Origin of the sequence: Roseateles saccharophilus, from assembly GCF_031458095.1 — a bacterium.
GTDB classification, from domain to species: Bacteria; Pseudomonadota; Gammaproteobacteria; order Burkholderiales; family Burkholderiaceae_C; genus Pelomonas; species Pelomonas saccharophila_A.
Genome location: NZ_JAVDXU010000001.1, coordinates 1,702,076 through 1,725,293, shown reverse-complemented (window position 1 = coordinate 1,725,293; position 23,218 = coordinate 1,702,076). Strand labels below are relative to the sequence as shown.

Here is a 23,218-nt window from a genome sequence, read left to right as displayed (position 1 = left end):
GTCTCGGTGAAATCTTGGAAGTCAGCGCTGCAGGTTTCGGGGCTGCGGCACAGGTTCCAACGGTACGCCGCCGCGGGCCACGGCCAGAGGCACCAGGCGCACTGCCTCCAACGCGTTGGCCGCCTGGCCATCGGTGGTGACCGCCAGCGTCAGCGTGTTCTCGCCGTTGGGGTTCAGGATGCCCGGCGGCAGCACGAAGACGCGCTGCGGGCCGATGTGGGCGATGAACTGGCCCAGGTTCCAGCCGTTGACGAAGATCAAGGCGCGGTTCTCGACCTCGGAGCGCGGCTTGCTCGTGTCGCCAAAGGCCAGGCCCAGCTGCACATCGTGACCTTGGGGCAGGTCGAGCTTGAAGCTGGTGCGCAGCCAATAGCTGCCCGGCGCCGGCGGTGCGGCGCTGACGGTCGTGGCCTCCCAGCCGGGCTGGGGCTTGGCCGCGTCGATCGGCAGATGCCAACCCATGCGCTCGCCCTGCAGGCCACCGTTGTTCATGGGGCCGCGCACGAGGTCGGCAATGTCCTCGCCACCCTTGTTGCCCTGGATCTTCCAGGCGATGGGAATGCCGAAGCGCTGGCCACCCCGGGTCGCCAGCGAGGCGGCGAGCAGGCCGCGGCCTTCCTTGTGCGCGTCGTCGGCGAACAGGTCCCAGTTGTGCGAGTTGTTGCGCACGACGACGGCCAGCACATGCTCGCCGGGCGGCAGGTCCTTCAGCCATTGCTTGAAGCTGTCGGTCGTCTCGGGGAAGGGGCGACCGGTGTCGTTCTCCTGCTGGCCCAGGAACTTGCCGTCCAGCCAGACCTGGATCATGCCGGCGCCGCCCGCGCCGAAGAAGAGCTCGAGCTGCAGCGGCTTGGTCTCAGCCGTCGTCGTGAAGCGGCCGCGGTACCAGACGTCGCCATGGTGGAAGCCGTAGTCGCTCATGGCCAGAACGGGCTGGCCCTTGTCGGGTGCGGTGTAGACGTTGGCGGCGGAAGCGCTGGCATCAGCCTTGCGCCAGGCGCTGTCGTCGAAGCCGGGGGCAGCTTCGAGGGAGTCGAAGCGGCGCGTCCAGGTGAACTGCATCAGGTCGGGCAACTTGATTGCCTCAGGACCAGGCAGGGGCGTGCGGGCGGCCAGGCTGAAGTCCAGCGTCGAAGCGGCGACCGGCTGGCCGTTGAAGCTCAAGCCGGTGATGCCGTCGGGCACCCAGGCGCGCAGCGCGCTCGGTGCCGTTGTATCGCCGCTCAACTCCAATGTCTTGCCGGCAATGGCTGCGGTACGGATGAGGGCCGGGCTGCGCACCAGCACGGCCGGCAGCCGCCAGAACTCCTGGGCTGTCTTCTCGTCGGCGAGCAGCAGCAACAAGGGCGCGCGGCCCGCGCTGCTGATCAGCACTTCAATGAGGCCGGCGTGCCGGTAGTTGAGCCGCAGGTCGCCGCTCTTCGCATCCCAGGTCACCTGCGCCTGACCGCGCAGCAGCTTCACGCCTGGTTGGGCGGCGTAGCGCAGCACGGTCTCGCCGTCGTCGCCGTTGCGCCCGTAGAACAAGGCCACATCGCGCATGCCCTGCTGCAGTTGCGCCTGCAGCTCGCTGGTGCTGTAGACGAGGTGCTGGCGCTCCAGCGCATAGCTGGCCAGCAGCATCTTGGCGTCCTGGCCCGTCAGCGTCAGCTTGCCGGCCTGCGGGATTTGATACGTGCCGTCGCGCGTCTGCAGCTTGAAACCGAAAGCCTCGGTGCCAGACAGTTGGTTGTGCTGGGCCAGCAGCACATGGCTGCCCAGCGCGTTGTTGACGTTGTGATAAAGCCTGACCTTGGCATTGCCCGGGTCCAACACCTCACCCTTGTCCATCTGCGCCAGCACCGGCGTGGCCGCCTGCACCAAGCCGCCCATCTGCTTGAGCACCAGGGCCTTGTCGCGCATGACGCGGGCCTCGCTGATGGGCGAGCCGTAGTCGTAGCTCGTGTAGACGATGGGGCCCGGCTGCCAGCCCCAGCTGGTGCCGCCATAGGCCATGTAGATGGAGTGGATGGTCAGCGCATTGATGAGGCTGCTGCCGTAGAACACGCGCTGGTAGCCCGGGCCCTGGCGCCGGGCCGTGCACTCGTAGGTGCCGTTGCTGCCCCAGTAGTCGAACCAGCCCGCGCCGATCTCGGCGACAAAGCCCGGCGTGTTGGGGGAGGCTTGCGACCCGACCTTGGGGAAGTTCTTGCCGTAGAGGCCCCAGTCGGGCGCCGGGGCCGGCGCGCCGGGTTGGCCGTCCACGCCGCAGACGCCACCGGGATAGCCGTCAAAGGCATAGAGGTCGGTCGGGCCGGGGTTGGCGAAGGGCGCCGTGGAGTTCTTCGGTGTCCAGTCAGGCAGCCGCGACGCGGCGTTGTGGAAGAGGGGCACGGTGATGCCGTCGGCGCGCGCCTTGTCCGCCAGATGCTGCATATGGCGGATGTTCTTGGGCTGCACCGAGAACAGCTCGTTCTCCAGCTGGTAGGCGATGACGTTGCCGCCGCCATTGGTGATCTGGTGGCGGGCCAGGATGGCGTTGATCTGCGTCATCCATTCGTCGGCCGCGTCCTGGTACTCGGCCGCATCGGTGCGGGCCTCGGCGCGCTGGCGCAGCAGCCAGCCGGGGAAGCCGCCCGCCGTCAGCTCGGCGTTCACGTACGGCCCCATGCGGGCGATGACGTAGAGGCCTTCCTCCTCGGCCATCTGGATCGCGCGCTCGATATTGCGCACGCCGGTGAAGTCGTAATGGCCCGGCTTGGCCGAGTGGTAGCCCCAGCTGAAATAGAAGGACACGGCGTTCAGCCCGGAGGCCTTCATCTTTTGCAGCACGTCGCGCCACAGGCTGGGCGAGGGCAGGCGAAAAGGGTGGATCTCTCCGGCGAAGATCATTTCGCGCCTGCCGTCGATGATCAGCGAATGGCGGTCCCAGGCAATCGACTTGGGTTTGTGCTTGGGCGCCGTCGCGCGCTCCAGTTGCGCTGTCTCTTCAGAGATGACGGTGAAGTGGCGCACCGTGCCCGACACGCCGCCCAATTCCTTCTTGGCCGTCCAGGTCTGCAGGCCGTCGAAGCTGTCGGAATACCAGTAGCGCTTGGTGGTGTAGTCGTCGAAGTAGATGCGCCAGCCGCCCTGGATGGGCACCAAGGCCTGGCCTTCCGACGGGCCGCCCCAGCCGGCCCAGTCGCCGGTCTTCTGCATCATCCACGGGCCGTCCAGCGACGGCGCGGTGGCCAGCTCGATGAACTTGGTCGTCTCGTTCTTCGTGAAGGCGACGTAGCGGCCGTCGTGCTGGATGACGAAGGTGTCGATGCAGTTGTTCTCCAGCCCCCGCATGGGCACGGGGTCGGAGAACTTCGTGAAGCCGGCGTCCAGCGCCTTGACGTAATAGGCGGCAAAGGGCCCCGACGTGCCCGTCTTGGACAGGCTCATGACCAGCTTGAGGCCGCCGTCGCTGTCGCGGAACCATTCGGGCGCCCAGACATTGCTGACGCCGGGCAGCTTCACCGGCACGTCGGCCACATGGGTCCAGGTCTTCAGATCGGCCGATCTGGCGATGCCAAAGGTCGAGCCGCTCCAGTTCGTCGTGTAAGCGACGTAGTAGAGGCCGTCGGCCGCGCGGATGATGGACGGGTCGCGCAGCAGGTCCTTGGGCGGCTGGTAGACCTCGGAGCCCAGCGACGTGAAAGTGACCCCGTCGGTCGACGAGAACAGGCTGAGCTTGTTCTGCGAGGTGGCCATGAAGGCCGACATCAGGAAGGTCCGCTCGGCCTTGACTGCGGGCTTGACCGCCAGAGCCGGCGTGCTGACGGCCGTGGGCGCCTGCTGGCCAGGAAGGTCCTGGGCACCGGCGGCGGCGCACAAAAGCAGCGCGGCGAGCGGGAGCGACCGGAGGGCGAAGGGCAGGGCAGCGGGCATAGCGGACCGGGAGTGCGGGGAGCCTGATTCAGTGTCACCCGGTTCCCCGTCGCCAAAAAATCAAGCGCGTGCGAGAAACGTCCGCCGGAGGGCTTTCACCAGGGCAGGCGAAAATGGCGGCCTATGTTCAGTTTCTTCAAGAAGGCGCCCCCGCCCCCCGCGCCCGCCGACGAGGCGCCGACCCTGCTGCCCGAGGGCTGGGTCACCAAGCCCGCCAGCCAGCCGGCGCCCGAGCCGGCTCCGGTGGCTGCACCGGTCGCCCCTCCCGTGGCCGCGCCCGTCCCGATCCCAGTGGCAGCCCCCGTTCCGGCTCCCGTTGTCGTATCGGCACCGCCGCCTGCACCCGTCGCCACGCCCGCGCCGCCGCCTCGCGCCAGCTGGATGGACCGGCTGCGTGCCGGCCTGCGCAAGACCGGCGGCAGCATTGCCAGCGTCTTCAGCGGCACCCAGATCGACGACCAGCTCTACGAGGAGCTGGAAGAGGCCTTGCTGCTGGCCGATGCCGGTGTCAAGGCGACGCAGTTTCTGCTCGATGACCTGAAGCGCCGCGTCAAGGATGCGCGCGTGAGCGACCCGCAGGCCGTGCGCGGCCTGCTCATCGATGCGTTGGCCGAGCTGCTGGCTCCCCTGGAAAAAGGCCTGGAAGTCGGTCGCTTCACGCCCACGGTGATGATGGTCGTCGGCGTCAATGGCGCCGGCAAGACGACCAGCATCGGCAAGCTGACCCGTCATCTGGCCGAAGCCGACCAGAAGGTCCTGCTGGCCGCCGCCGACACCTTCCGTGCCGCGGCGCGCGAGCAGCTGGGTGTCTGGGCCGATCGCGCCAAGGTCGAGATCATCAGCCAGGAGGGCGGCGACCCGGCGGCCGTGTCCTTCGATGCCGTGAACGCCGGCCGCGCCCGCGGCGCCGATGTCGTCATCGCCGACACCGCCGGCCGCCTGCCAACGCAGATCCACCTGATGGAGGAGCTGAAGAAGATCAAGCGCGTCATCACCAAGGCCCAGGAGGGCGCGCCTCACGAGGTGCTGCTGGTGGTGGACGGCAACACCGGCCAGAACGCGTTGAACCAGGTCAAGGCCTTCGACGAGGCCCTGGGCTTGACCGGTCTGGTCGTCACCAAGCTCGACGGCACGGCCAAGGGCGGCGTGCTCGCGGCCATCGCGCGCGAGCGGCCCGTGCCGGTCTATTTCATCGGTGTCGGCGAGAAGCTGGAGGACCTCGAGACCTTCAGCGCCCGCGAGTTCGCGCGGGCGCTGCTGGAGTAAGCCGCCCGAACTCGGCGCGGATCCAGGCCTCGAAGGCGTCGACGGCCGGCGCGTCGCTGCGGGCGCTGCCACGCAGCAGGCGGTAGCCGTAGGCCGAAGCCAGCGGTGGGCAGTCGGCGCGCACCAGGCGGCCCTGGGCCAGGTCCTCGGCAGCGAGGGCAAACGGCACAAGGCCCACGCCCAGCCCTGCGGTTGCCGCCTGCACCAGCAGACCGCCGTGGCTGTAGGCGCGAGAGAAATCCAGATGTCGCCGCGCCGCCAGGCCCTCGCGGGCCAGCAACCGGTGCCAGGCATCCAGCCCGCCTTCCTCATGCAGCAGCGGCTGGCGCAGCAGCCCGGCCAGCGGCAAGGGCTTGGCTAGCAGGGCAGGGCTGTAGACCACCACTTGCTGCTCGGCATACAGCGGTGGCCCCTCCATGGCATCCAGGGCCTGGTAGCGCAGCGCGATATCGCAGCCGCCACCGGCGAGGTCGGCCATTTGGTCGCTGGCTTCGACGCGCACATCGACCGCCGGATGCGCGGCCGTGAAGGCATGCAGCCGCGGCACGAGGAATTTCATCGTCAGCGAATGCGTGCCCGACACGCGCACCGTATGCGGGTCCTGGGTTTCACGCAGCGCCTGCACCTGCTCGCGCAGCTCGCCCAGCATGCGCGTGACATTGACGGCCAGCGCCCGTCCGGCCGGCGTGACCGCGACATGGCGCGCATGGCGCACGAACAGGGCCAGGCCCAAGGACCGCTCCAGCAGCTTGATCTGCTGGCTCAGCGCTGCCGGTGTCTTGTGCAGTTCCACAGCTGCCGCGCGAAAGCCGCCATGGCGGGCCGCGGCCTCGAAATCGAGCAGGCCGGACAGGCTGGCAAAAGGCTTGGCCATGGATGCAGGATTGGTTTTTCTATCCCTCAGGATAGCCAATTCCCGCTTTCGCCTTGATCTCAGCAGAGAAAAACTGCGGACCATCACTTCAAGGACATGCCATGGGTCAAGAAATCCTGGTCATCGGTGGCACGCGCTACTTCGGCATCCGCCTCGTCGAGGCCCTGCTCGCGGCAGGCGAGCGCGTGACGATCGCGACGCGTGGCCGCACGCCCGACTCCTTTGGCAGCCGCGTACGTCGCATCGCCGTAGACCGCGGCGACGCCACGGCCATGCAGGCAGCGTTTCACGGGGCGCGCTTCGACGTGGTCTATGACCAGATGTGCTACGGCCCCGAGGCGGCCGAACTCGCCGCGCGGGTTTTCGCCGGCCGGGTCGGCCGCTATCTGATGACGTCGACCATCGAGGTCTATGACGTGCTGCATGGCCGCTCGACGCGCGCCTATCGCGAAGACGATCTCGACCTGGCGCAGCCGGTGGCGAGCCCGCCCACCGCCTACGGAGACGGCAAGCGCCGCGCCGAGGCCGTGCTGCTGGCGGCGCGAGGCCTGCCCGTCGCGACCCTGCGGCTGGCCCATGTGCTGGGTGGCACCGAAGACTTCACCGGGCGGCTGCGCGGCTATGTCGAGCGGGTGCTGCTGGGCGAACCGCTGCGGCATGCGGCCGTGCCGGGGGCGACCTCTTTCATTGACGTAGCTGGCGTCGTCGAACTGTTGGCCTGGGCGGGTCGGCAGGACTTCCTCGGCCCGCTCAACGTGGGCAGCCGCGGCACGCTGACGGCGCCGCAACTGCACGCACGCATCGCCTCGCGGCTGGGGCGCGAGGTCTTGCTGGAACCGGTGGGCGGCGTTGGCGCAAGCCCCTTCGACTACGCCGCGCCCCATGCCCTGGATACCGGGCGCGCAACGGCGCTGGGATGGACTTTTGGCCGCGTGGCCGACTGGCTGGACGCCCTCGTCGATGCCCATGCCGCGGCGCTTTCCGGCCAGCAGGTGGGGGCATGAACGGCGTCCAGCACGTCGCTGCCTTCCTGCTGGCGGCCCTGCTCGTCATCGTCGTGCCCGGACCGGCCACCCTGTATGTGCTGGGCCAGGCGCGACGGGCGGCGCGGCAGGCGGTGCTGGCCGTAGCCGGCCTGGTCGTGGGCGACCTGCTGCTGATCACGGCCGCCGGGCTGGGTCTCGGCGCCCTGCTGCAGCAATGGCCGGCAGCGCTGTTGGTCTTGAGAACGGTCGGCGCCGTCTATGTAGCCTGGCTCGGGCTGTCCATGCTGCGCAGCGCGCCGTCCTGCGTCGCGGCTGAGCCGGTGCCAGCCGCGGCTTTCGGCCCTGCGCTGTGGCTGACGCTGCTGAACCCCAAGCCCATCCTGTTCTTCGGGGCCTTCTTCCCGCTCTTCCTCGCGCCCGGCAGCGGCGACTGGCTGGCCGGTTTCCTGCGTCTGGGCTTGATCTTCGAGCTGATCAATATCGGCTGGTTCGCGCTGCTGGTCACAGGCGTACTGCTGCTGCAACGGCACGCCAGCCTGCCCGCCGGGCCGTGGCTCAACCGCCTGGGCGGCCTGGGACTGCTGGGCTGCGCGGCCCTGGTGATGTTCGGCTGAAGCCTCAGTGCGCGTGCGGTGTGTCGGCGTAGTAGCCGGAGGCGCGCGCCTTGGGGAATAGCTTGTCGCGTAGGCGATCGCTGGCCTCGTTCTGCCATTCCCGGTCCCAATGCGTGACCGCCAGCTCGGTGGCCCCCAGCACGCGCAGCAGCCGCTCGCGCTTGCGGGAATGGCGGGGCTGGTCCTCGGCGATGGGCAGCAGCACGACGGAGCGCACATAGCCGTGCTCGTCGCACAGGGCGAAGTCGACGGTCAGCAGGCCCGTGCGCGACAGCCATTCGCGATAGGAATACTGCTTGGGCACGCGCACCAGCTTGTGTAGCGGCACATGGGCCAGCAAAAAGCCCTTGGGGTGTTCGAGTGCCAGGGCTTGCGCAATGCTCTTGTGGGCATGGCGCTCGGCGCTGACCAGCACCCGCGCGGCGGTGGGCGGCCAGTGCATCACGGTGTCGGAGGCATCGGCGCGGCGGCGCTCGGGGCTCTGTCCGGTCAGGTTGCTCAGCCAGGCGCCCACGGCGCGGGGGAGGTGGAGGTTCAGCATGCGCGCGAGGCTAGTGGCCGCGCCGGGTCTTGACCATGCCTGGCTGTCCCCGGACCTTGGGACCAAGTGTGAGGACTTGTGTCGCCGGACAGGCCGCCGAAGGATTGGCCCGGATCACATGCCGGGCAAACCCTTGAGTCCACCCATGCGCTTCATCATCTTCATCAGGCCGCCGCCCTTCATCTTCTTCATCATGCCCTGCATCTGGTCGAACTGATTCAGCAGGCGGTTGACGTCCTGGATCTGCACGCCGGCGCCAGCGGCGATGCGGCGCTTGCGGCTGGCCTTGCTCTTGCCGTCCATCAGCAGGGTGGGCTGGGCGCGCTCCTTGGCCGTCATGGCGCGCAGGATGCCTTCCATGCGCTTCATGTCGCGCTCGGCGCGGTCCATGTCGGCCTGGCCGGGCTGCTTGTTGCCCATCATGTTCTGCGGCAGCTTGTCCATCAGGCCGCCAAGGCCGCCCATCTTCTTCATCTGCGCGATCTGCTGCAGGAAGTCGTTGAGGTCGAAGCCGCTGCCGCTCTTGAGCTTCTCGGCCATGGCCTGGGCGCTGGCCATGTCGACGTTCTGCGTGACCTGCTCGACCAGGGCCACGATGTCGCCCATGCCCAGCACGCGTCCGGCATGGCGGTCGGCGTCGAAGACTTCCAGGCCGTCGATCTTCTCGGACACGCCGGCGAACTTGATGGGCGCGCCGGTGATCTGGCGCACCGACAGGGCCGCACCGCCGCGCGAGTCGCCGTCGAGCTTGGTCAGGATGACGCCGGTCAGCGGCAGGGCTTCCTTGAAGGCCTTGGCGGTGTTGACCGCATCCTGGCCCTGCATGGCGTCGACGACGAACAGGGTCTCGACCGGGTTCAGGACGGCGTGCAGCTCCTTGATCTCGGCCATCAGCGCTTCGTCGATGGCCAGGCGGCCGGCCGTGTCGACCAGCAGCACGTCGATGTAGTGGCGCTTAGCATAGTCCAGCGCCGCGAGCGCGATATCGCGCGGCTTCTGGTTGGGCTCGGACGGGAACCATTCGCCGCCGGCCTGTTTGGTGACCGTCTTCAGCTGTTCGATGGCGGCGGGGCGGTAGACGTCGGCGGAGACCGTCAGCACCTTTTTCTTGCGCTTGTCGATCAGGTGCTTGGTCAGCTTGGCCGTCGTCGTCGTCTTGCCGGCGCCCTGCAGGCCGGCCATCAGGATGACGGCGGGCGGCTGGGCGGCCAGGTTGATGTCGGCCACGCCCTCGCCCATGGTGGCGGCGAGCTCCTTGTGCACGACCGAGACCAGCACCTGGCCCGGGTTCAGCGAGCCGACGACCTCCTGGCCGAGGGCCTTCTCCTTCACGCGGGCGATGAAGTCGCGCACCACCGGCAGGGCCACGTCGGCCTCCAGCAGGGCCATGCGCACTTCGCGCAGCATGTCCTGCACATTGCTCTCGGTGATGCGGGCCTGCCCGCGCATCGTCTTGACGAGGCGACTCAGGCGGTCGGTGAGGGTGGAAGCCATGGCGTTGGGGAGGGGCGAGTGCGGCCAGAACGGCGACAGCCCAAAAGTACACTGCAGCCATGAGTTTATCGCCCGCCCCTGTTGGAGAGGCCGCCGTCGTCGGAGCCGTCGGGCCGGGCCTTGCATTGGCCATCGCCAGCGCGCTGGCTTTGCTGGGCTATGTCTGGGTCGGCCTGTTGCGCGCACGGGCGGGTGAGGCCGACGCCGCGGCGCAGCGGCCGCTGCGCTCCGTGCCGCCCATGGCCCTGGCCTGGACGGCCCAGTTCGTCGCCCTCTATATAGATATCAGCGGCTACGGCTTGGCCGAGCCCGGCGCGCGCTTCGGTTTTGCGCCGGCCCTGTCGATGACGACCTGGCTGGTGCTGACGGTCTATCTCGTCGAAAGCCGCTTCCTGCCCCTGCACAGCGTGCGGCGCGTGCTGGCGTGGCTGGCAGCGGCCGCCGTGCTGCTGGCCTGGGGCTTTCCGGGCGAGAGCCGGCCGACGGCCGCATCGCCCTGGGCGCCCTTGCACTGGGTGCTGGGCCTGGCGTCCTACGGCCTGTTCGGCGTGGCGGTGCTGCATGCGGCGCTGATGAACCGCGCCGAGTCGCAGCTGCGCCGCAAGCAGTCGACGCCGGGCGGGCTGCCGCTGCTGCGGCTGGAGCGCCTGACCTTCCAGTTCGTCGCCGCCGGCGTGAGCGTGCTGTCCCTGGCCATCCTGCTCGGTTGGTGGTTCACGCCGCATTGGCGTTGGGATCACAAGAACCTGCTCGCCGTGCTGGGCTGGCTGGTGCTGACCGGCCTGCTGGTCGGCCGGCGCATCTACGGCTGGCGCGGCCGGCGTGCGACGCGCTGGCTCTACGCCGGCGCGGCCCTGCTGCTGCTGTCCTACGCCGGCTCACGTTTCGTGCTCGAGGTCGTCCTGCAGCGCGGCGCCAATGGAGGCGGCGCATGAAATACCTGCTGCTGTTGATCGGGCTGGGGGTGCTCTTCTTCGTGCTGGGTGCACGACGTGGCCGGCCCAGCGAGCCCGAAGCACGCAAGCCTCCGCCGCCGGCACCGCCGCAGGCCATGCTGAGCTGCGCCGAATGCGGCATGCATCTGCCGGCCGATGAGGCCCTGCCGGGCAAGGGTGGCGTGTTCTGCAGCGCGGCGCATCGCACCAGCTTCGAGGCCCGTCAGGGCCAGGCCTGACTTGACTGGCGCAGCGAGCTGGTTCGTCGAGCAGCCGTTGGCGGAGCCGCCGGCCGAGGCCAGTGCTTCGTTCGAGCGCCTCTACCGCGCCTTCCTGTCGGCGCGCGCCGCCCTGGGCCTGGCCCTGGTGGCGGCCCAGCTGATCACGGCCATCCTCGGCACGCCGCCGGCGCGTTCGACCCTGGCCTTGAGCGTCTCCTATGCCGTGGCGGCCCTGGCCCTGTGGCTGGCGCCGCAGCTGCGCCAGGGGGCTTCCGCGCCCAGCCTGGCGCGCATCAGCAGCCCGCATTGGTGGAGCGCCATCGGCATCGACCTGGTCCTGTTCGGCGCACTGCATGCGCTGGATCCGAGCGGCGTGAACTACGGCGCCCTCTTTGTCATGCCGGTGCTGATGGCGGCGGTGCTGAGCCCGCGACTGCTGGCGCTGGCGACGGCGGCCATGGCCACGCTGGGCCTGCTGGCGGCGGCGGCCTGGGCGCTGCTGTCGGGTGTGGGTGTGGGCCTGAGGATGACGCAGGCGGGCCTGGTGGGGGGCGGCCTGTTCGCGGTCAGCCTGCTGGCCAGCGAGCTGAGTGCCCGACTGGCCCGCGAGGAGAAGGCCGCGCGGGGCAGCCTCGCGCTCGCGCGCCAGCAGGAGCAATTGAACCGCCTCGTCATCGATGAGATGCAGGAGGGCGTCCTGGTCGTCGACCGGCGCGGCCGCGTGCGGGCTATGAACCCGGCGGCCCGCATCCTGCTCGGCGCTGCCAGCGGCGAGCTCAGCTGGCAGCTGCGCGGCCGCAGCGACTGGCAGCCGCTGGTGCTGGCCTTGGAGCAGGCCTACGCCGGCAGCCCGAACGGCATCGGCGCCGAGCTCGACGTGGCCCTGGCCCTGGACAGCGGCGCCTCGCGCAGCCTGCGCCTGCGCCTGCGCTTCACGCGCCAGCGCGAGGGCAGCGAGGAGCTGTGCGTGCTTTTCGTCGAGGACAACCGCGAGCTGCTGGCGCGCACCCGCCAGGAGAAGCTGGCCGCCATGGGCCGGGTGTCGGCCGGCATTGCGCACGAGATCCGCAACCCGCTGGCCGCCATCGCCCAGGCGAACGCGCTGATCGCGGAGGACGTGGCCGGCATGCGGGCCGAGCAGTTGACGCAGATGGTGGCGTCCAATGTGCAGCGGCTCAAGCGCCTGGTGGACGACGTCAGCGAGCTGGCGCCCGGCGTGCAGCCCGACACCCAGGCCCTGGACGTCGGCGCGATCGTGCAGGAGACGTGCAGCGAGTGGACGCGGGTCAACGACGTGCGGCCCGGCGAGCAGAGCCGCTTCCGGCTGCAGATCGCCGCGCCGGGCTTGATCGGCCTTTTCGATGCCGAACATCTGCGCCGTGTCCTCGTCAATCTGCTGGACAACGCCCATCGCCATGCCGAGCCGGGCGCGGGCGCCATCCGCGTCGCCCTGGACCGCGAAGGCGAGACGCTGAATCTCGTCGTGCGCAGCGCCGGCCCGCCGGTGCCGCCCGAGATCGAGCGCCACCTCTTCGAGCCTTTCTTTTCGACGCGCAGCCGCGGCTCGGGCCTGGGCCTCTATATTTGTCGTGAGCTGTGCGAGCGCCATGGCGCCCACATCGACTACCGCCGCGCCGCCGACTCGGCAGCCAACGAGTTCTGCGTGCGCCTTCGCACGCCCGCATCCGCATGACTACAACGCCCGCTCGCCTGCTGGTCGTCGACGACGAACCCGACCTGCGCACGCTGTATGAGCTGACCCTGCTGCGCGAAGGCTATGAGATCGACAGCGCCGGCTCGGTGGGCGAGGCCCTGGAGCATCTGCAGGCCCAGACCTACAGCGCCGTCATCACCGACATGAAGCTGCCCGACGGCTCGGGCCTGGCCCTGCTGCGCTGGCTGGAGCAGGCCGGCCGCACGGAGAAGGCCATCGTCATCACGGCCTTCGGTTCGGCGGAGAACGCCGTCGAGGCGCTGAAGGCCGGCGCCTTCGACTATCTGACCAAACCGGTGGACCTGCGCCAGTTCCGCCTCGTCGTCGGCTCGGCCCTGGGCCGTGTCGTGGCGGAGCCTGTGCGGGCGGCTGCGGCACCGACGCCCGCCGCCGGGCCGGCCACGGCACTGCGCCTGGTGGGCGAGTCGACGGCCATACGCGCGGTGCGCGCGCTGATCGACAAGGTCGCGCGCAGCATGGCGCCCGTGCTGGTGCAGGGCGAGTCCGGCACCGGCAAGGAGTTGGTGGCGCGTGCCATCCACGACCATGGCGTGCGCGCCGAAGCGCGCTTCGTCGCCGTCAACTGCGGCGCCATCCCGGAGAACCTGCTCGAGGCCGAGTTCTTCGGCTATCGCAAGGGGGCCTTCACCGGCGCCAACGAGGACCGCGAGGGCTTCTTCCAGGCGGCCGAGGGCGGCACGCTGTTCCTTGACGAGATCGGCGATCTGCCGCTGGCGATGCAGAGCAAGCTGCTGCGCGTCATCCAGGAGCGCTCGGTGCGCCCCGTGGGCGCGACGGCCGAGAGCCCCATCAATGTGCGCATCCTCAGCGCCACGCACAAGGATCTGGGCGCCGAGGTGGCGGCGGGGCGCTTCCGCCAGGACTTGTTCTATCGCCTCAACGTCATCCAGATCCGCGTGCCGCCGCTGCGCGAGCGGCTGGAGGACCTGGGCCTGATCAGCACGCGGGTGCTGACCCGCATCGCCCACGACGCCGGCGTGTCGCCCGCGCCGCGCCTGACGGCCGGTGCGCTGCAGACCCTGTCGCGCTATGCCTTCCCCGGCAATGTGCGCGAACTGGAGAACCTGTTGCACCGCGCCCTGGCCCTGGCCGGCGGCGAATGGATTGATGCCGACGACCTCGGCCTGCCCGACACCCTGCTGGACGAGGGCCGCAGCGAGTCGCAGTTCGCCGCACTCCAGACGCCGCTTGAGGTCGAGCCGGTGGCCGAGGGCGTGTCCCTGCCCGAGGAACTGCCGTCCGACCTGGCGCATTACCTGGACGAGGTCGAGCGCGCCATCCTGCTGCGGGCACTCGAGCTGCATCGCTTCAACCGCACCGCGGCTGCGGCCAGCCTCGGGCTGTCGCTGCGCCAGATCCGCTATCGCATGGCGCGGCTGGCGATCAGCGCGGGTGACAGCTGACCAGACTTTTGGCGCGCTGTTTCCGCAAGTCGGGCAGGTCGCGGCAGCCAAAGCCTTGCGCGCCAGCCGTTCGCGCGCTGAAAGTCCCCAACGAAATTCCTTCTCGGGATTTGCCCTGCTTGAATCCTTGGTGGGTGGTGTCGCGCGACGCGCAATTGCGTCGCAAATCGAGTATTGGCGCGGCCTTGCGCCGAGTTTCGGGCCGCGCACCCAATACCCATGCGGGTTGTGGCTTGCGAGTGCCGTATTGATCGGGGAAAGAGCCGCGGATCCTCAGTGTTGAGGAGATTTGTGACCCGGGGTTTCACACTATCCCTAGTGGCTTGAGGGGGGCGGGTGCCACATATATAGTGGTCTCTCGTGCTATCCTGCTGACCCAGTCGACCCCCCATGACCATCTCTCTGGACGCGCTGTTTGCCGAGGCCTGTGGCCCGCGGCGACGCACCAGAGAAGCGCGCCGCTCAGTCGGCCGCGTCATGGACCGGCAGGGACGAAACACCTCTTTAGAAGCCCCCCACGATGCGAAGGCCCGCCCCCGGGTTGAAGCCGCGCATCGCTTTGCAGTTTTTCGATAAAGGATTCCCTCATGCAACAAGCCGTCTCCGGCCAGGCCCCGGCCACCGCTGCACCGGTCGCGTTTGAATCCGACGCGCCCGCCGCCGCCACCCAGCCCACGCTGTCGACCTACCAGGCCTACCAGATCATTCGTCGCAACGGCGCCGTGGTCTCGTTCGAGCCGAGCAAGATCGCCGTCGCGCTGATGAAGGCCTTCCTGGCCGTGCACGGCACCAGCGGCGCCGCTTCGGCCAGCGTGCGTGAGACGGTGGAGCAGCTGACCCAGAACGTCGTGCGCGCCCTGCTGCGCTCGCGTCCGAGCGGCGGTACCTTCCATATCGAAGACGTGCAGGACCAGGTCGAGCTGGGCCTGATGCGCAGCGGCCAGCACGATGTGGCCCGCGCCTATGTGCTGTACCGCGAGCGCCGCACCCAGGAGCGTGCCGCCCAGGGCGAGGCCACCCGCGCCGCCGAGCCGCAGCTGATGGTGGTGGACCGCGGCGAGCGCCGCCCGCTGGACCTCGGCGCGCTGAAGACGCTGATCGTCTCCGCCTGCGAGAACCTGGGTGCCGACGTCAAGCCCGACCCCGTGCTGGCCGAGACCCAGCGCAATCTGTACGACGGCGTCGCCATCGACGAGGTCTACAAGGCCGCCATCCTGGCCGCCCGCACGCTGATCGAGAAGGATCCCGGCTACAGCCGCGCCACCGCCCGCCTGCTGCTGCACACCATCCGCCGCGAGATCATCGGTGGCGAAGTGCTGCAGTCCGAGATGCAGACCCGCTATGCCGAGTACTTCCCCGGCTATATCAAGAAGGGCATCAAGGCCGAGCTGCTGGACGAGAAGCTGGCCCAGTACGACCTGGCCAAGCTGGGCGCCGCGTTGAAGGCCGAACGCGACCTGCAGTTCGACTACCTTGGCCTGCAGACCCTGTACGACCGCTACTTCCTGCACATCGAAGACGTGCGCATCGAGATGCCCCAGGCCTTCTTCATGCGCGTGGCCATGGGCCTGGCCCTGAACGAGATCGACCGCGAAGCCCGCGCCATCGAGTTCTATGAAGTGCTGTCCAGCTTCGACTTCATGTCGAGCACGCCCACTCTCTTCAATTCCGGTACGCGCCGCTCGCAGCTGTCCTCCTGCTATCTGACGACGGTGTCCGACGACCTCGACGGCATCTACGAGGCGCTGAAGGAAAACGCGCTGCTGAGCAAGTTCGCCGGCGGCCTGGGCAATGACTGGACCCCGGTGCGCGCCCTGGGCTCGCACATCAAGGGCACCAACGGCAAGTCGCAAGGCGTCGTGCCCTTCCTGAAGGTTGTCAACGACACGGCCGTGGCCGTGAACCAGGGCGGCAAGCGCAAGGGCGCCGTCTGCGCCTACCTGGAAACCTGGCACCTGGACATCGAAGAGTTCCTGGATCTGCGCAAGAACACCGGCGACGACCGCCGCCGCACCCACGACATGAACACGGCGAACTGGATTCCCGACCTGTTCATGAAGCGCGTCATGGACGGTGGCCACTGGACGCTGTTCAGCCCGTCGACCTGCCCGGACCTGCACGACAAGTTCGGCAAGGCCTTCGAGGAAGCCTATGTCGGCTACGAGAACAAGGTCGACCGCGGCGAGCTCAAGCTGTTCAAGCGCATGCCGGCCAAGGACCTGTGGCGCAAGATGCTGTCGATGCTGTTCGAGACGGGCCACCCCTGGATCACGTTCAAGGACGCCTGCAATGTGCGCAGCCCGCAGCAGCATGTCGGCGTCGTGCACTCGTCCAATCTGTGCACCGAGATCACGCTGAACACCAACGACAGCGAGATCGCCGTCTGCAACCTCGGCTCCGTCAACCTGGCCCAGCACATCAAGGATGGCGCCATCGACCAGGCCAAGCTGAAGAAGACGACGCGCACGGCCATGCGCATGCTCGACAACGTCATCGACATCAACTACTACGCCGTCAAGAAGGCCCGTGATTCCAACCTGCGCCACCGCCCGGTGGGCCTGGGCATCATGGGTTTCCAGGACGCGCTGTATCAACTGCGCACGCCCTACGCCTCCGACGCTGCGGTCGAATTCGCCGACCGCTCGATGGAAGCCGTCTGCTACCACGCCTACTGGGCCTCGACCGAGTTGGCCGAGGAGCGCGGCCGCTATTCGTCCTACAAGGGCTCGCTGTGGGACCGCGGCATCCTGCCGATCGACTCCATCGACCTGCTGGCCGAGCAGCGCGGCGGTTACGTCGAAGTCGACCGCTCGACGACGCTGGACTGGGACTCGCTGCGCGGCCGCATCGCCACCTTCGGCATGCGCAACAGCAACTGCATCGCCATCGCGCCGACGGCCACCATCTCCAACATCATCGGCGTGGACGCCTCGATCGAGCCCTGCTTCGGCAATCTGTCGGTCAAGTCCAACCTGTCCGGCGAGTTCACCGTCATCAACGAATCGCTGGTGCGTGACCTCAAGGCCCTGGGCCTGTGGGACGACGTGATGGTCATGGACCTCAAGCACTTCGACGGCTCGCTGCGCCGCATTGACCGCGTGCCCGAGGACATCAAGGCCCTCTACGCGACGGCCTTCGAGGTCGACACCGTGTGGCTGATCGAAGCCGGCGCACGCCGCCAGAAGTGGATCGACCAGGCCCAGAGCCTGAACATCTACATGGCCGGCGCCTCGGGCAAGAAGCTGGACGAGACCTACAAGCTGGCCTGGACGCGCGGCCTGAAGACGACCTACTACCTGCGCACCATCAGCGCGACGCAGGCCGAGAAGAGCACGGTCACGCGCTCCGGCCAGCTCAACGCCGTGTCGTCCGGTGCGGCGCCGGTGATGGCGGCTGCGGCCGCGCCGGTTGCCGTCGTCGAGCCCGAATTGCCGGCCACCGACATGAAGTTCTGCGCCATCGACGACCCCGGTTGCGAGGCCTGCCAGTAATCGAAGCGGCAGGGCGAACTTGTATAGACAAGTTCGCCCTGCATGTTTTCGATGTCGTCGCGCAACAAAGATTGCGCGAATGATGCAAATAGCAGTTGCTAGTTCTTGTTGATTTGCACAAGCACTGCGGATAATTCGAAGTGATAGGAAGCACACCATGCTGGATTGGGACGAAGACCTGAAGTCCACTGATACCCACACCGCGAAACCTCTCGCGGCCATGCCTTCGGCGACGCTCGCATCGGCGTCTGTGCGCGAAGCATCCAGCGTCTCGATGCCCGCCCCTCAGCTGACTGGCGAAGCCACCACCGCACGCCGTGTGAAGGCCGCCGACAAGCGCATCATCAACGGCCAGACCGATGTGAATCAGCTGGTGCCGTTCAAGTACAAGTGGGCTTGGGAAAAATACCTCGCCACCTGCGCCAACCACTGGATGCCGCAGGAAGTGAACATGAGCCGCGACATCGCGCTCTGGAAGGATCCCAACGGCCTGACCGAAGACGAGCGCCGCATCATCAAGCGCAACCTCGGCTTCTTCGTCACCGCCGACTCGCTGGCCGCCAACAACATCGTGCTGGGCACCTACCGCCACATCACGGCGCCCGAGGCCCGCCAGTTCCTGCTGCGCCAGGCCTTCGAGGAGGCCATCCACACCCACGCTTATCAATACATCGTTGAAAGCCTGGGCCTGGACGAGAGCGAGATCTTCAACGCCTACAACGAAGTCCAGTCCATCCGCGACAAGGACGAATTCCTGATCCCCTTCATCGGCGCGATCATGGACCCGAACTTCCACACCGGCACGCCCGAGACCGACCAGACCCTGCTGAAGAGCCTGATCGTCTTCGCCTGCCTGATGGAAGGCATGTTCTTCTACGTCGGCTTCACGCAGATCCTGGCCATGGGCCGCCAGAACAAGATGACGGGCGCTGCCGAGCAGTACCAGTACATCCTGCGTGACGAGTCCATGCACTGCAACTTCGGCATCGACCTGATCAACCAGATCAAGTTGGAGAACCCGCATCTGTGGACGGCCGAGTTCAAGGCCGAAATCAAGGCGCTGTTCCTGAAGGCCGTCGAACTGGAATACCGCTACGCCGAGGACACCATGCCGCGCGGCGTGCTGGGCCTCAATGCTTCCATGTTCAAGGGCTATCTGCGCTTCATCGCCAACCGCCGTGCGGTGCAGATCGGCCTCGAAGCCCTGTTCCCGAACGAAGAAAACCCCTTCCCGTGGATGTCCGAGATGATCGACTTGAAGAAGGAACGCAACTTCTTCGAGACGCGCGTCATCGAATATCAATCGGGCGGGGCCCTGAGCTGGGACTGAACCCCAGCCGCAACCCGATCAAGACCTGGCCAATGCAGTCACCGAGCGAAACCCGCATCAACACCCTCGAGGTGGCGGGGCTGCATGGCGATCCCATTCACCGTACCGAGGCGTTCCTCCTGAGCGACTCTCGGATGGTGAATAACCGTAGCCGCACGGACCGGTCCGTGCGGGACGGTGTCTTTTCCACTTGATCAAGGAGAAAACCATGGCAACTGCAAAGACCCCGGCTAAGGCCGCTCCGAAGAAGGCCGCCGCCAAGAAGGCCGCTCCGGCCAAGAAGGCTGCTCCGGCGAAGAAGGCCGCTCCGGCCAAGAAGGCCGCTCCGGCGAAGAAGGCCGCTCCGGCCAAGAAGGCTCCGGCGAAGAAGGCCGCTCCGGCCAAGAAGGCTCCGGCCAAGAAGGCCGCTCCGGCCAAGAAGGCTCCGGCCAAGAAGGCCGCTCCGGCGAAGAAGGCCGCTCCGGCCAAGAAGGCTGCTCCGGCCAAGAAGGCGCCCGCCAAGAAGGCTGCACCCGCCAAGAAGGCCGCTCCGGCCAAGAAGGCGGCTGCTCCCAAGAAGGCTGCGCCCAAGAAGGCCGCTGCTCCCAAGAAGGCCGCTGCCAAGCCTGCCGCGAAGCCTGCTGCCAAGAAGGCCGCCGCTCCGAAGAAGGCCGCTGCCAAGCCTGCCCCTGCGGCCAAGCCTGCCGCTGCTGCGCCCGCTCCTGCCGCCAAGACGGCTCTGAGCCCGCAAGCGGCCTGGCCCTTCCCGACCGGCAACAAGCCCTAATACGGCAATCCGCTGACTCGCCGCCGGGTGGCTCGTCCACCCGGAGCCCGGTGAATCAGACAACCCGGCCCGAGTCTCTCGGCGCCGGGTTTTTTATTGGCCGCGCCGGGCGTGCATCTGCTAACAGCCGGATCCGGCGACGCGGCGTGGTCCTACGCAGCGGTCTCGCTCGGTTGCCTAGAGTGGTATTCGGGCGCAGACCCCTTGCCTCTCTCCCCGCAGACGACAGCGTGTGCTGGCCTGACCTCGCGTCCCGGCCGATGTGTTCAAGTCTCAGGGACGCGCAGGGGCTCTGCGCCTTTTCCCTTGCGCCGCCCGCAAAGGCGCGGCGTTCAGGGGTAGAAGATGTTGACGCTGTAGCCGCTGACCTTCTGGCCACCGGTGCCAAAGACCAGGCTCAGGGCCTGCTCGGACTCGGCGTTCACCTGCGTCAGCACGGGGCTCAGTGTTTCGGGACCGAGGACGCGGCGGGCGAAGGGCGCGCCGCCGGCATCGGTGAGGCTCAACTCCACCCAGGGCGCGGCAACGTCGACGCCGGTCTTGTTGCGCAGCGACAGATTGAGCTTGTAGCTGCTGCTGCCGACCGGGCTCAGTGACGTCGAATCGATGCTGAGCGCCTCGATGCGCCGCCAGGGCTTGACCTCGCAACCGGTGATGCCGCAGATCGCCTGCAGCGGCGCGCGCATCGGCGGGTGCAGCGCCGCGATGGCATCGCGGAAATGCAGCATGACCTGCAGGACCAGCAGGGCAGCGAGCAGCAGCGACGCCGCTGCGAGCGCCACGCGCACGGCCGGGCGGTTCCAGCGCGCGCTGCTCTGTGCCTGGCGCATGAACTCGGGCACGGTCGCTTCGGTCTTGGCGGGCTTCTTGGGCTTGGGCGGCTTGGCTGCCTTGGCAGGCTTGCCGGGGCGCTCCGCCGGTTCGGCTGTGATGGGCGCCATATCGGCCATCGAGGGCTCGGGCTCGACATCACGCGCCACCATGGGCGAGGGCTGCGCCACGGCCGCGGTGTCAGGCTCATCCTCAACCCAGCGCGGCTCCGGCCTGGACTCCGCCCGGCCCGGCTCAGGGGGCCAGCCGGTGGGCAGGGCTTCGGCACGCGGCTCCGGCTCCGGGGGCGGCATCCAATCCTGCGGCGGCGTGTAGATCGGTGCCGGCGGCGGGGGAGGGGGCGGTGGCAGGGGCTCGGGTTCTGGCGCAACGGGGGCCGGCGCGTATTGCGCAGGCCAGGGCGGAGGGGCCTCGCGCTCGATGTCGAACAGGAGTTCGCGCGCGTCAAAGATCTCGGCGCAACGGCCGCAGCGCACCCAGCCGTCGGACACGCGCAACTGATCCTCGACGATCCTGAAGATCGTCCCGCAGGCGGTGCAGCGCGTCGCCAGACTCATGCGTTGCGTCGGGCCGTCATCAGGATCCAGCCGTCCTCTTCATCACTGACTTCGAGTGCCAGCCAGGGCGCGTAGGCGGCTTTCAGCTCATCAGCCTGGCGGCTCAGGATGCCCGCCAGAATGAGGTCGCCGCCCGGTGCGACGTGGGCGCACAGCAGAGGCGCCAGCAGCTTCAGCGGCGTGGCCAGGATGTTGGCGATGACCAGCGGGTATTCGCCGTTGGCCAGCTCCGGCAGGCCCGGATTCAGCGTGACGCCGTTGGCCGTCGCGTTGTCGCGCGAGGAGGTGATGGCGGCCGGGTCGATATCGACGGCGTCGATGTCGTGAGCCCCATGCAGGGCCGCGCCGATGGCGAGGATGCCGGAGCCGCAGCCATAGTCCAGCACGCGCGGCCAACGCTGTGCATGGTTGGCGATCCAGCGCAGGCACATGCGCGTCGTCGGGTGCGTGCCGGTGCCGAAGGCCAGGCCCGGGTCCAGGCGCATGACGCGCTGGGCCTGCGGCGGCGCCTCGTGCCAGCTCGGCACGATCCAGAACTCGGGCGTGATCTCGACCGGCGCGAACTGGCTTTGCGTCAGGCGCACCCAGTCTTGCTCGGGCACCGCCTGGATGGCCTGCACGTGGACGTCGGCGGCCCAGTCCTGGGCCAGGATCAGCGTGGCGGCCTCGGTGGCCTCGGGCTCGCTGGGGAAGAGGGCCTTGACGACCGAGCGTTCCCAGCCGGCCTTGGGTGCCGGCATGCCGGGCTCGCCGAAGAGGGCGTGCTCGGCATCGGTGTCGGCGTCGGCGTCTTCAACCGACACGGCGAGCGCATCGATTTCCATCAGCGCGTCGCTGACGATCTCGACGTCGGCCTCGCGGCAGACCAGCGCAAGTTCAAACAAGTTGCTCATGCGCCTATTGTCCCGCGACTGCCGCCGCCTTCATCGCTTGTGGGCAGCCATCCAGCCTTCGAGGTAGTGGATGGAAGTTCCCCCCTCGATGAACTTGGCGTCCGCCATCAGCTCGCGGTGCAGCGGGATGTTGGTCTGGATGCCTTCGACCACCGTCTCGCTCAGCGCGATGCGCATGCGGGCCAGGGCCTGCTCGCGGGTGTCGCCGTGGACGATGATCTTGCCGATCATGGAGTCGTAGTTGGGCGGCACGAAGTAGTTCGTGTAGGCATGCGAGTCCACGCGCACGCCGGGGCCGCCGGGTGCGTGCCACATCGTGATGCGGCCGGGCGAGGGCACGAACTTGACCGGGTCCTCGGCGTTGATGCGGCACTCGATGGCGTGGCCGCGCATCTCGATCTGACGCTGCGTGAACGGCAGCTTCTCACCGGCGGCAATCTTGATCTGCTGCTGCACGATGTCGATGCCCGTCACCATCTCGGTGACCGGATGCTCCACCTGCACGCGGGTGTTCATCTCGATGAAGTAGAACTCGCCGTTCTCGTAGAGGAACTCGAAGGTGCCCGCGCCGCGGTAGCCCATCTTCTTGCAGGCGGCGGCGCAGCGGTCGCCCACCTTCTCGATGGCGCGGCGCGGAATGCCGGGGGCCGGCGCCTCCTCGATGATCTTCTGGTGGCGGCGCTGCATGGAGCAGTCGCGCTCGCCCAGCCAGACGGCGTTCTTGAAGGTGTCGGCGAGGATCTGGATCTCCACATGGCGTGGGTTCTCCAGGAACTTCTCCATGTAGACCTCGGGGTTGCCGAAGGCCGCACCCGCTTCCGCGCGCGTCGTCTGCACGGCGTGCACCAGGGCTGCCTCGGTGTGCACGACGCGCATGCCGCGTCCGCCGCCACCGCCGGCCGCCTTGATGATGACCGGGTAGCCGACCGTGCGGGCGATCTTGATGATCTCCTTGGGGTCCTCGGGCAGGGCGCCTTCGGAGCCGGGCACGCAGGGCACGCCGGCGCGGATCATGGCCTGCTTGGCCGAGACCTTGTCGCCCATCATGCGGATGGATTCGGGCGTCGGGCCGATGAAGGTGAAGCCGCTGCGTTCGACGCGCTCGGCGAAGTCGGCGTTCTCAGACAGGAAGCCGTAGCCGGGGTGGATGGCCTCGGCGTCGGTCACCTCGGCCGTCGCGATGATGGCCGGCATGCTGAGATAGCTCTGGGCCGACGGCGCCGGGCCGATGCAGACGGCCTCGTCGGCCAGGCGCACGTACTTGGCGTCGCGGTCGGCCTCGGAGTAGACGACGACGGACTTGATGCCGAGTTCCCGGCACGCTCGTTGGATGCGTAGGGCGATTTCGCCCCGGTTGGCGATAAGAACCTTCTTGAACATCAGA

17 protein-coding genes are annotated in these 23,218 nt (G+C 68.1%); 10 read left to right on the top strand and 7 right to left on the bottom strand.

Features of this window, described 5'->3' with window-relative positions:
* Positions 1 to 21: 21 nt before the first annotated feature.
* A complete protein-coding gene (locus tag J2X20_RS07985) occupies positions 22 to 3,897 on the bottom strand; it encodes a beta-galactosidase (RefSeq protein ID WP_310263173.1) in 3,876 nt (1,291 codons plus the stop codon).
* 123 nt (positions 3,898 to 4,020) lie between these two features.
* Between J2X20_RS07985 and ftsY the strand changes: the two genes are divergently transcribed.
* Positions 4,021 to 5,163 carry a signal recognition particle-docking protein FtsY gene (ftsY, locus tag J2X20_RS07980; protein WP_310263171.1) on the top strand — a complete coding sequence of 381 codons (1,143 nt, stop codon included), beginning with the start codon at positions 4,021 to 4,023 and terminating at the stop codon, positions 5,161 to 5,163.
* On the opposite strand, the gene J2X20_RS07975 is transcribed toward ftsY, so the two are convergent.
* Positions 5,126 to 6,037: a LysR substrate-binding domain-containing protein gene (locus J2X20_RS07975; RefSeq protein WP_310263169.1), complete on the bottom strand. Its 912-nt coding sequence runs from the start codon at positions 6,035 to 6,037 to the stop codon at positions 5,126 to 5,128. The two genes, ftsY and J2X20_RS07975, sit on opposite strands and share 38 nt — an antisense overlap.
* Before the next feature lie 101 nt (positions 6,038 to 6,138).
* On the opposite strand from J2X20_RS07975, the gene J2X20_RS07970 reads away from it, so the two are divergent.
* Positions 6,139 to 7,041 (top strand): NAD-dependent epimerase/dehydratase family protein, encoded by a 903-nt coding sequence (locus tag J2X20_RS07970; RefSeq protein ID WP_310263168.1) that lies wholly within the window; start codon positions 6,139 to 6,141, stop codon positions 7,039 to 7,041.
* A complete protein-coding gene (locus tag J2X20_RS07965) occupies positions 7,038 to 7,637 on the top strand; it encodes a LysE family transporter (protein WP_310263166.1) in 600 nt (199 codons plus the stop codon). The genes J2X20_RS07970 and J2X20_RS07965 overlap by 4 nt, the downstream gene beginning before the upstream one ends.
* A gap of 4 nt (positions 7,638 to 7,641) precedes the next feature.
* On the opposite strand, the gene J2X20_RS07960 is transcribed toward J2X20_RS07965, so the two are convergent.
* Positions 7,642 to 8,178: a hypothetical protein gene (locus J2X20_RS07960; RefSeq protein ID WP_310263164.1), complete on the bottom strand. Its 537-nt coding sequence runs from the start codon at positions 8,176 to 8,178 to the stop codon at positions 7,642 to 7,644.
* A 114-nt stretch (positions 8,179 to 8,292) separates the two neighbouring features.
* Positions 8,293 to 9,672 (bottom strand): signal recognition particle protein, encoded by a 1,380-nt coding sequence (ffh, locus tag J2X20_RS07955; RefSeq protein WP_310263160.1) that lies wholly within the window; start codon positions 9,670 to 9,672, stop codon positions 8,293 to 8,295.
* Positions 9,673 to 9,731: 59 nt separating this feature from the next.
* On the opposite strand from ffh, the gene J2X20_RS07950 reads away from it, so the two are divergent.
* The 7 genes from J2X20_RS07950 to J2X20_RS07920 all read left to right on the top strand — a co-directional run bounded on the left by J2X20_RS07950 (position 9,732) and on the right by J2X20_RS07920 (position 19,553).
* Positions 9,732 to 10,607 (top strand): cytochrome C assembly family protein, encoded by an 876-nt coding sequence (locus J2X20_RS07950; RefSeq protein ID WP_310263159.1) that lies wholly within the window; start codon positions 9,732 to 9,734, stop codon positions 10,605 to 10,607.
* A complete protein-coding gene (locus J2X20_RS07945; protein WP_310263157.1) occupies positions 10,604 to 10,846 on the top strand; it encodes a PP0621 family protein in 243 nt (80 codons plus the stop codon). The genes J2X20_RS07950 and J2X20_RS07945 overlap by 4 nt, the downstream gene beginning before the upstream one ends.
* A gap of 1 nt (position 10,847) precedes the next feature.
* Entirely contained in the window at positions 10,848 to 12,521 is a 1,674-nt protein-coding gene (locus J2X20_RS07940; RefSeq protein ID WP_310263155.1) for a sensor histidine kinase, read from the top strand.
* Positions 12,518 to 13,966 (top strand): sigma-54-dependent transcriptional regulator, encoded by a 1,449-nt coding sequence (locus J2X20_RS07935; RefSeq protein WP_310263153.1) that lies wholly within the window; start codon positions 12,518 to 12,520, stop codon positions 13,964 to 13,966. Before J2X20_RS07940 ends, J2X20_RS07935 begins: the two co-directional genes overlap by 4 nt.
* A gap of 587 nt (positions 13,967 to 14,553) precedes the next feature.
* Complete coding sequence (locus tag J2X20_RS07930; RefSeq protein WP_310263151.1) at positions 14,554 to 17,457, top strand: ribonucleoside-diphosphate reductase subunit alpha; 2,904 nt, start codon at positions 14,554 to 14,556, stop codon at positions 17,455 to 17,457.
* Between the two features lie 157 nt (positions 17,458 to 17,614).
* Positions 17,615 to 18,787, top strand: a complete 1,173-nt coding sequence (locus J2X20_RS07925) for a ribonucleotide-diphosphate reductase subunit beta (RefSeq protein ID WP_310263149.1) — start codon at positions 17,615 to 17,617, stop codon at positions 18,785 to 18,787.
* Positions 18,788 to 18,995: 208 nt separating this feature from the next.
* Positions 18,996 to 19,553, top strand: a complete 558-nt coding sequence (locus J2X20_RS07920; RefSeq protein WP_310263147.1) for a histone — start codon at positions 18,996 to 18,998, stop codon at positions 19,551 to 19,553.
* Positions 19,554 to 19,885: 332 nt separating this feature from the next.
* On the opposite strand, the gene J2X20_RS07915 is transcribed toward J2X20_RS07920, so the two are convergent.
* From J2X20_RS07915 to accC, 3 genes are read right to left on the bottom strand one after another with little or no spacing between them, the layout of a single operon-like run.
* Positions 19,886 to 20,941: a zinc-ribbon and DUF3426 domain-containing protein gene (locus tag J2X20_RS07915; protein WP_310263146.1), complete on the bottom strand. Its 1,056-nt coding sequence runs from the start codon at positions 20,939 to 20,941 to the stop codon at positions 19,886 to 19,888.
* Entirely contained in the window at positions 20,938 to 21,825 is an 888-nt protein-coding gene (gene prmA, locus J2X20_RS07910; RefSeq protein WP_310265132.1) for a 50S ribosomal protein L11 methyltransferase, read from the bottom strand. Before prmA ends, J2X20_RS07915 begins: the two co-directional genes overlap by 4 nt.
* Positions 21,826 to 21,864: 39 nt before the next feature.
* Positions 21,865 to 23,214: an acetyl-CoA carboxylase biotin carboxylase subunit gene (gene accC / locus J2X20_RS07905; protein WP_310263144.1), complete on the bottom strand. Its 1,350-nt coding sequence runs from the start codon at positions 23,212 to 23,214 to the stop codon at positions 21,865 to 21,867.
* Positions 23,215 to 23,218 lie beyond the last annotated feature (4 nt).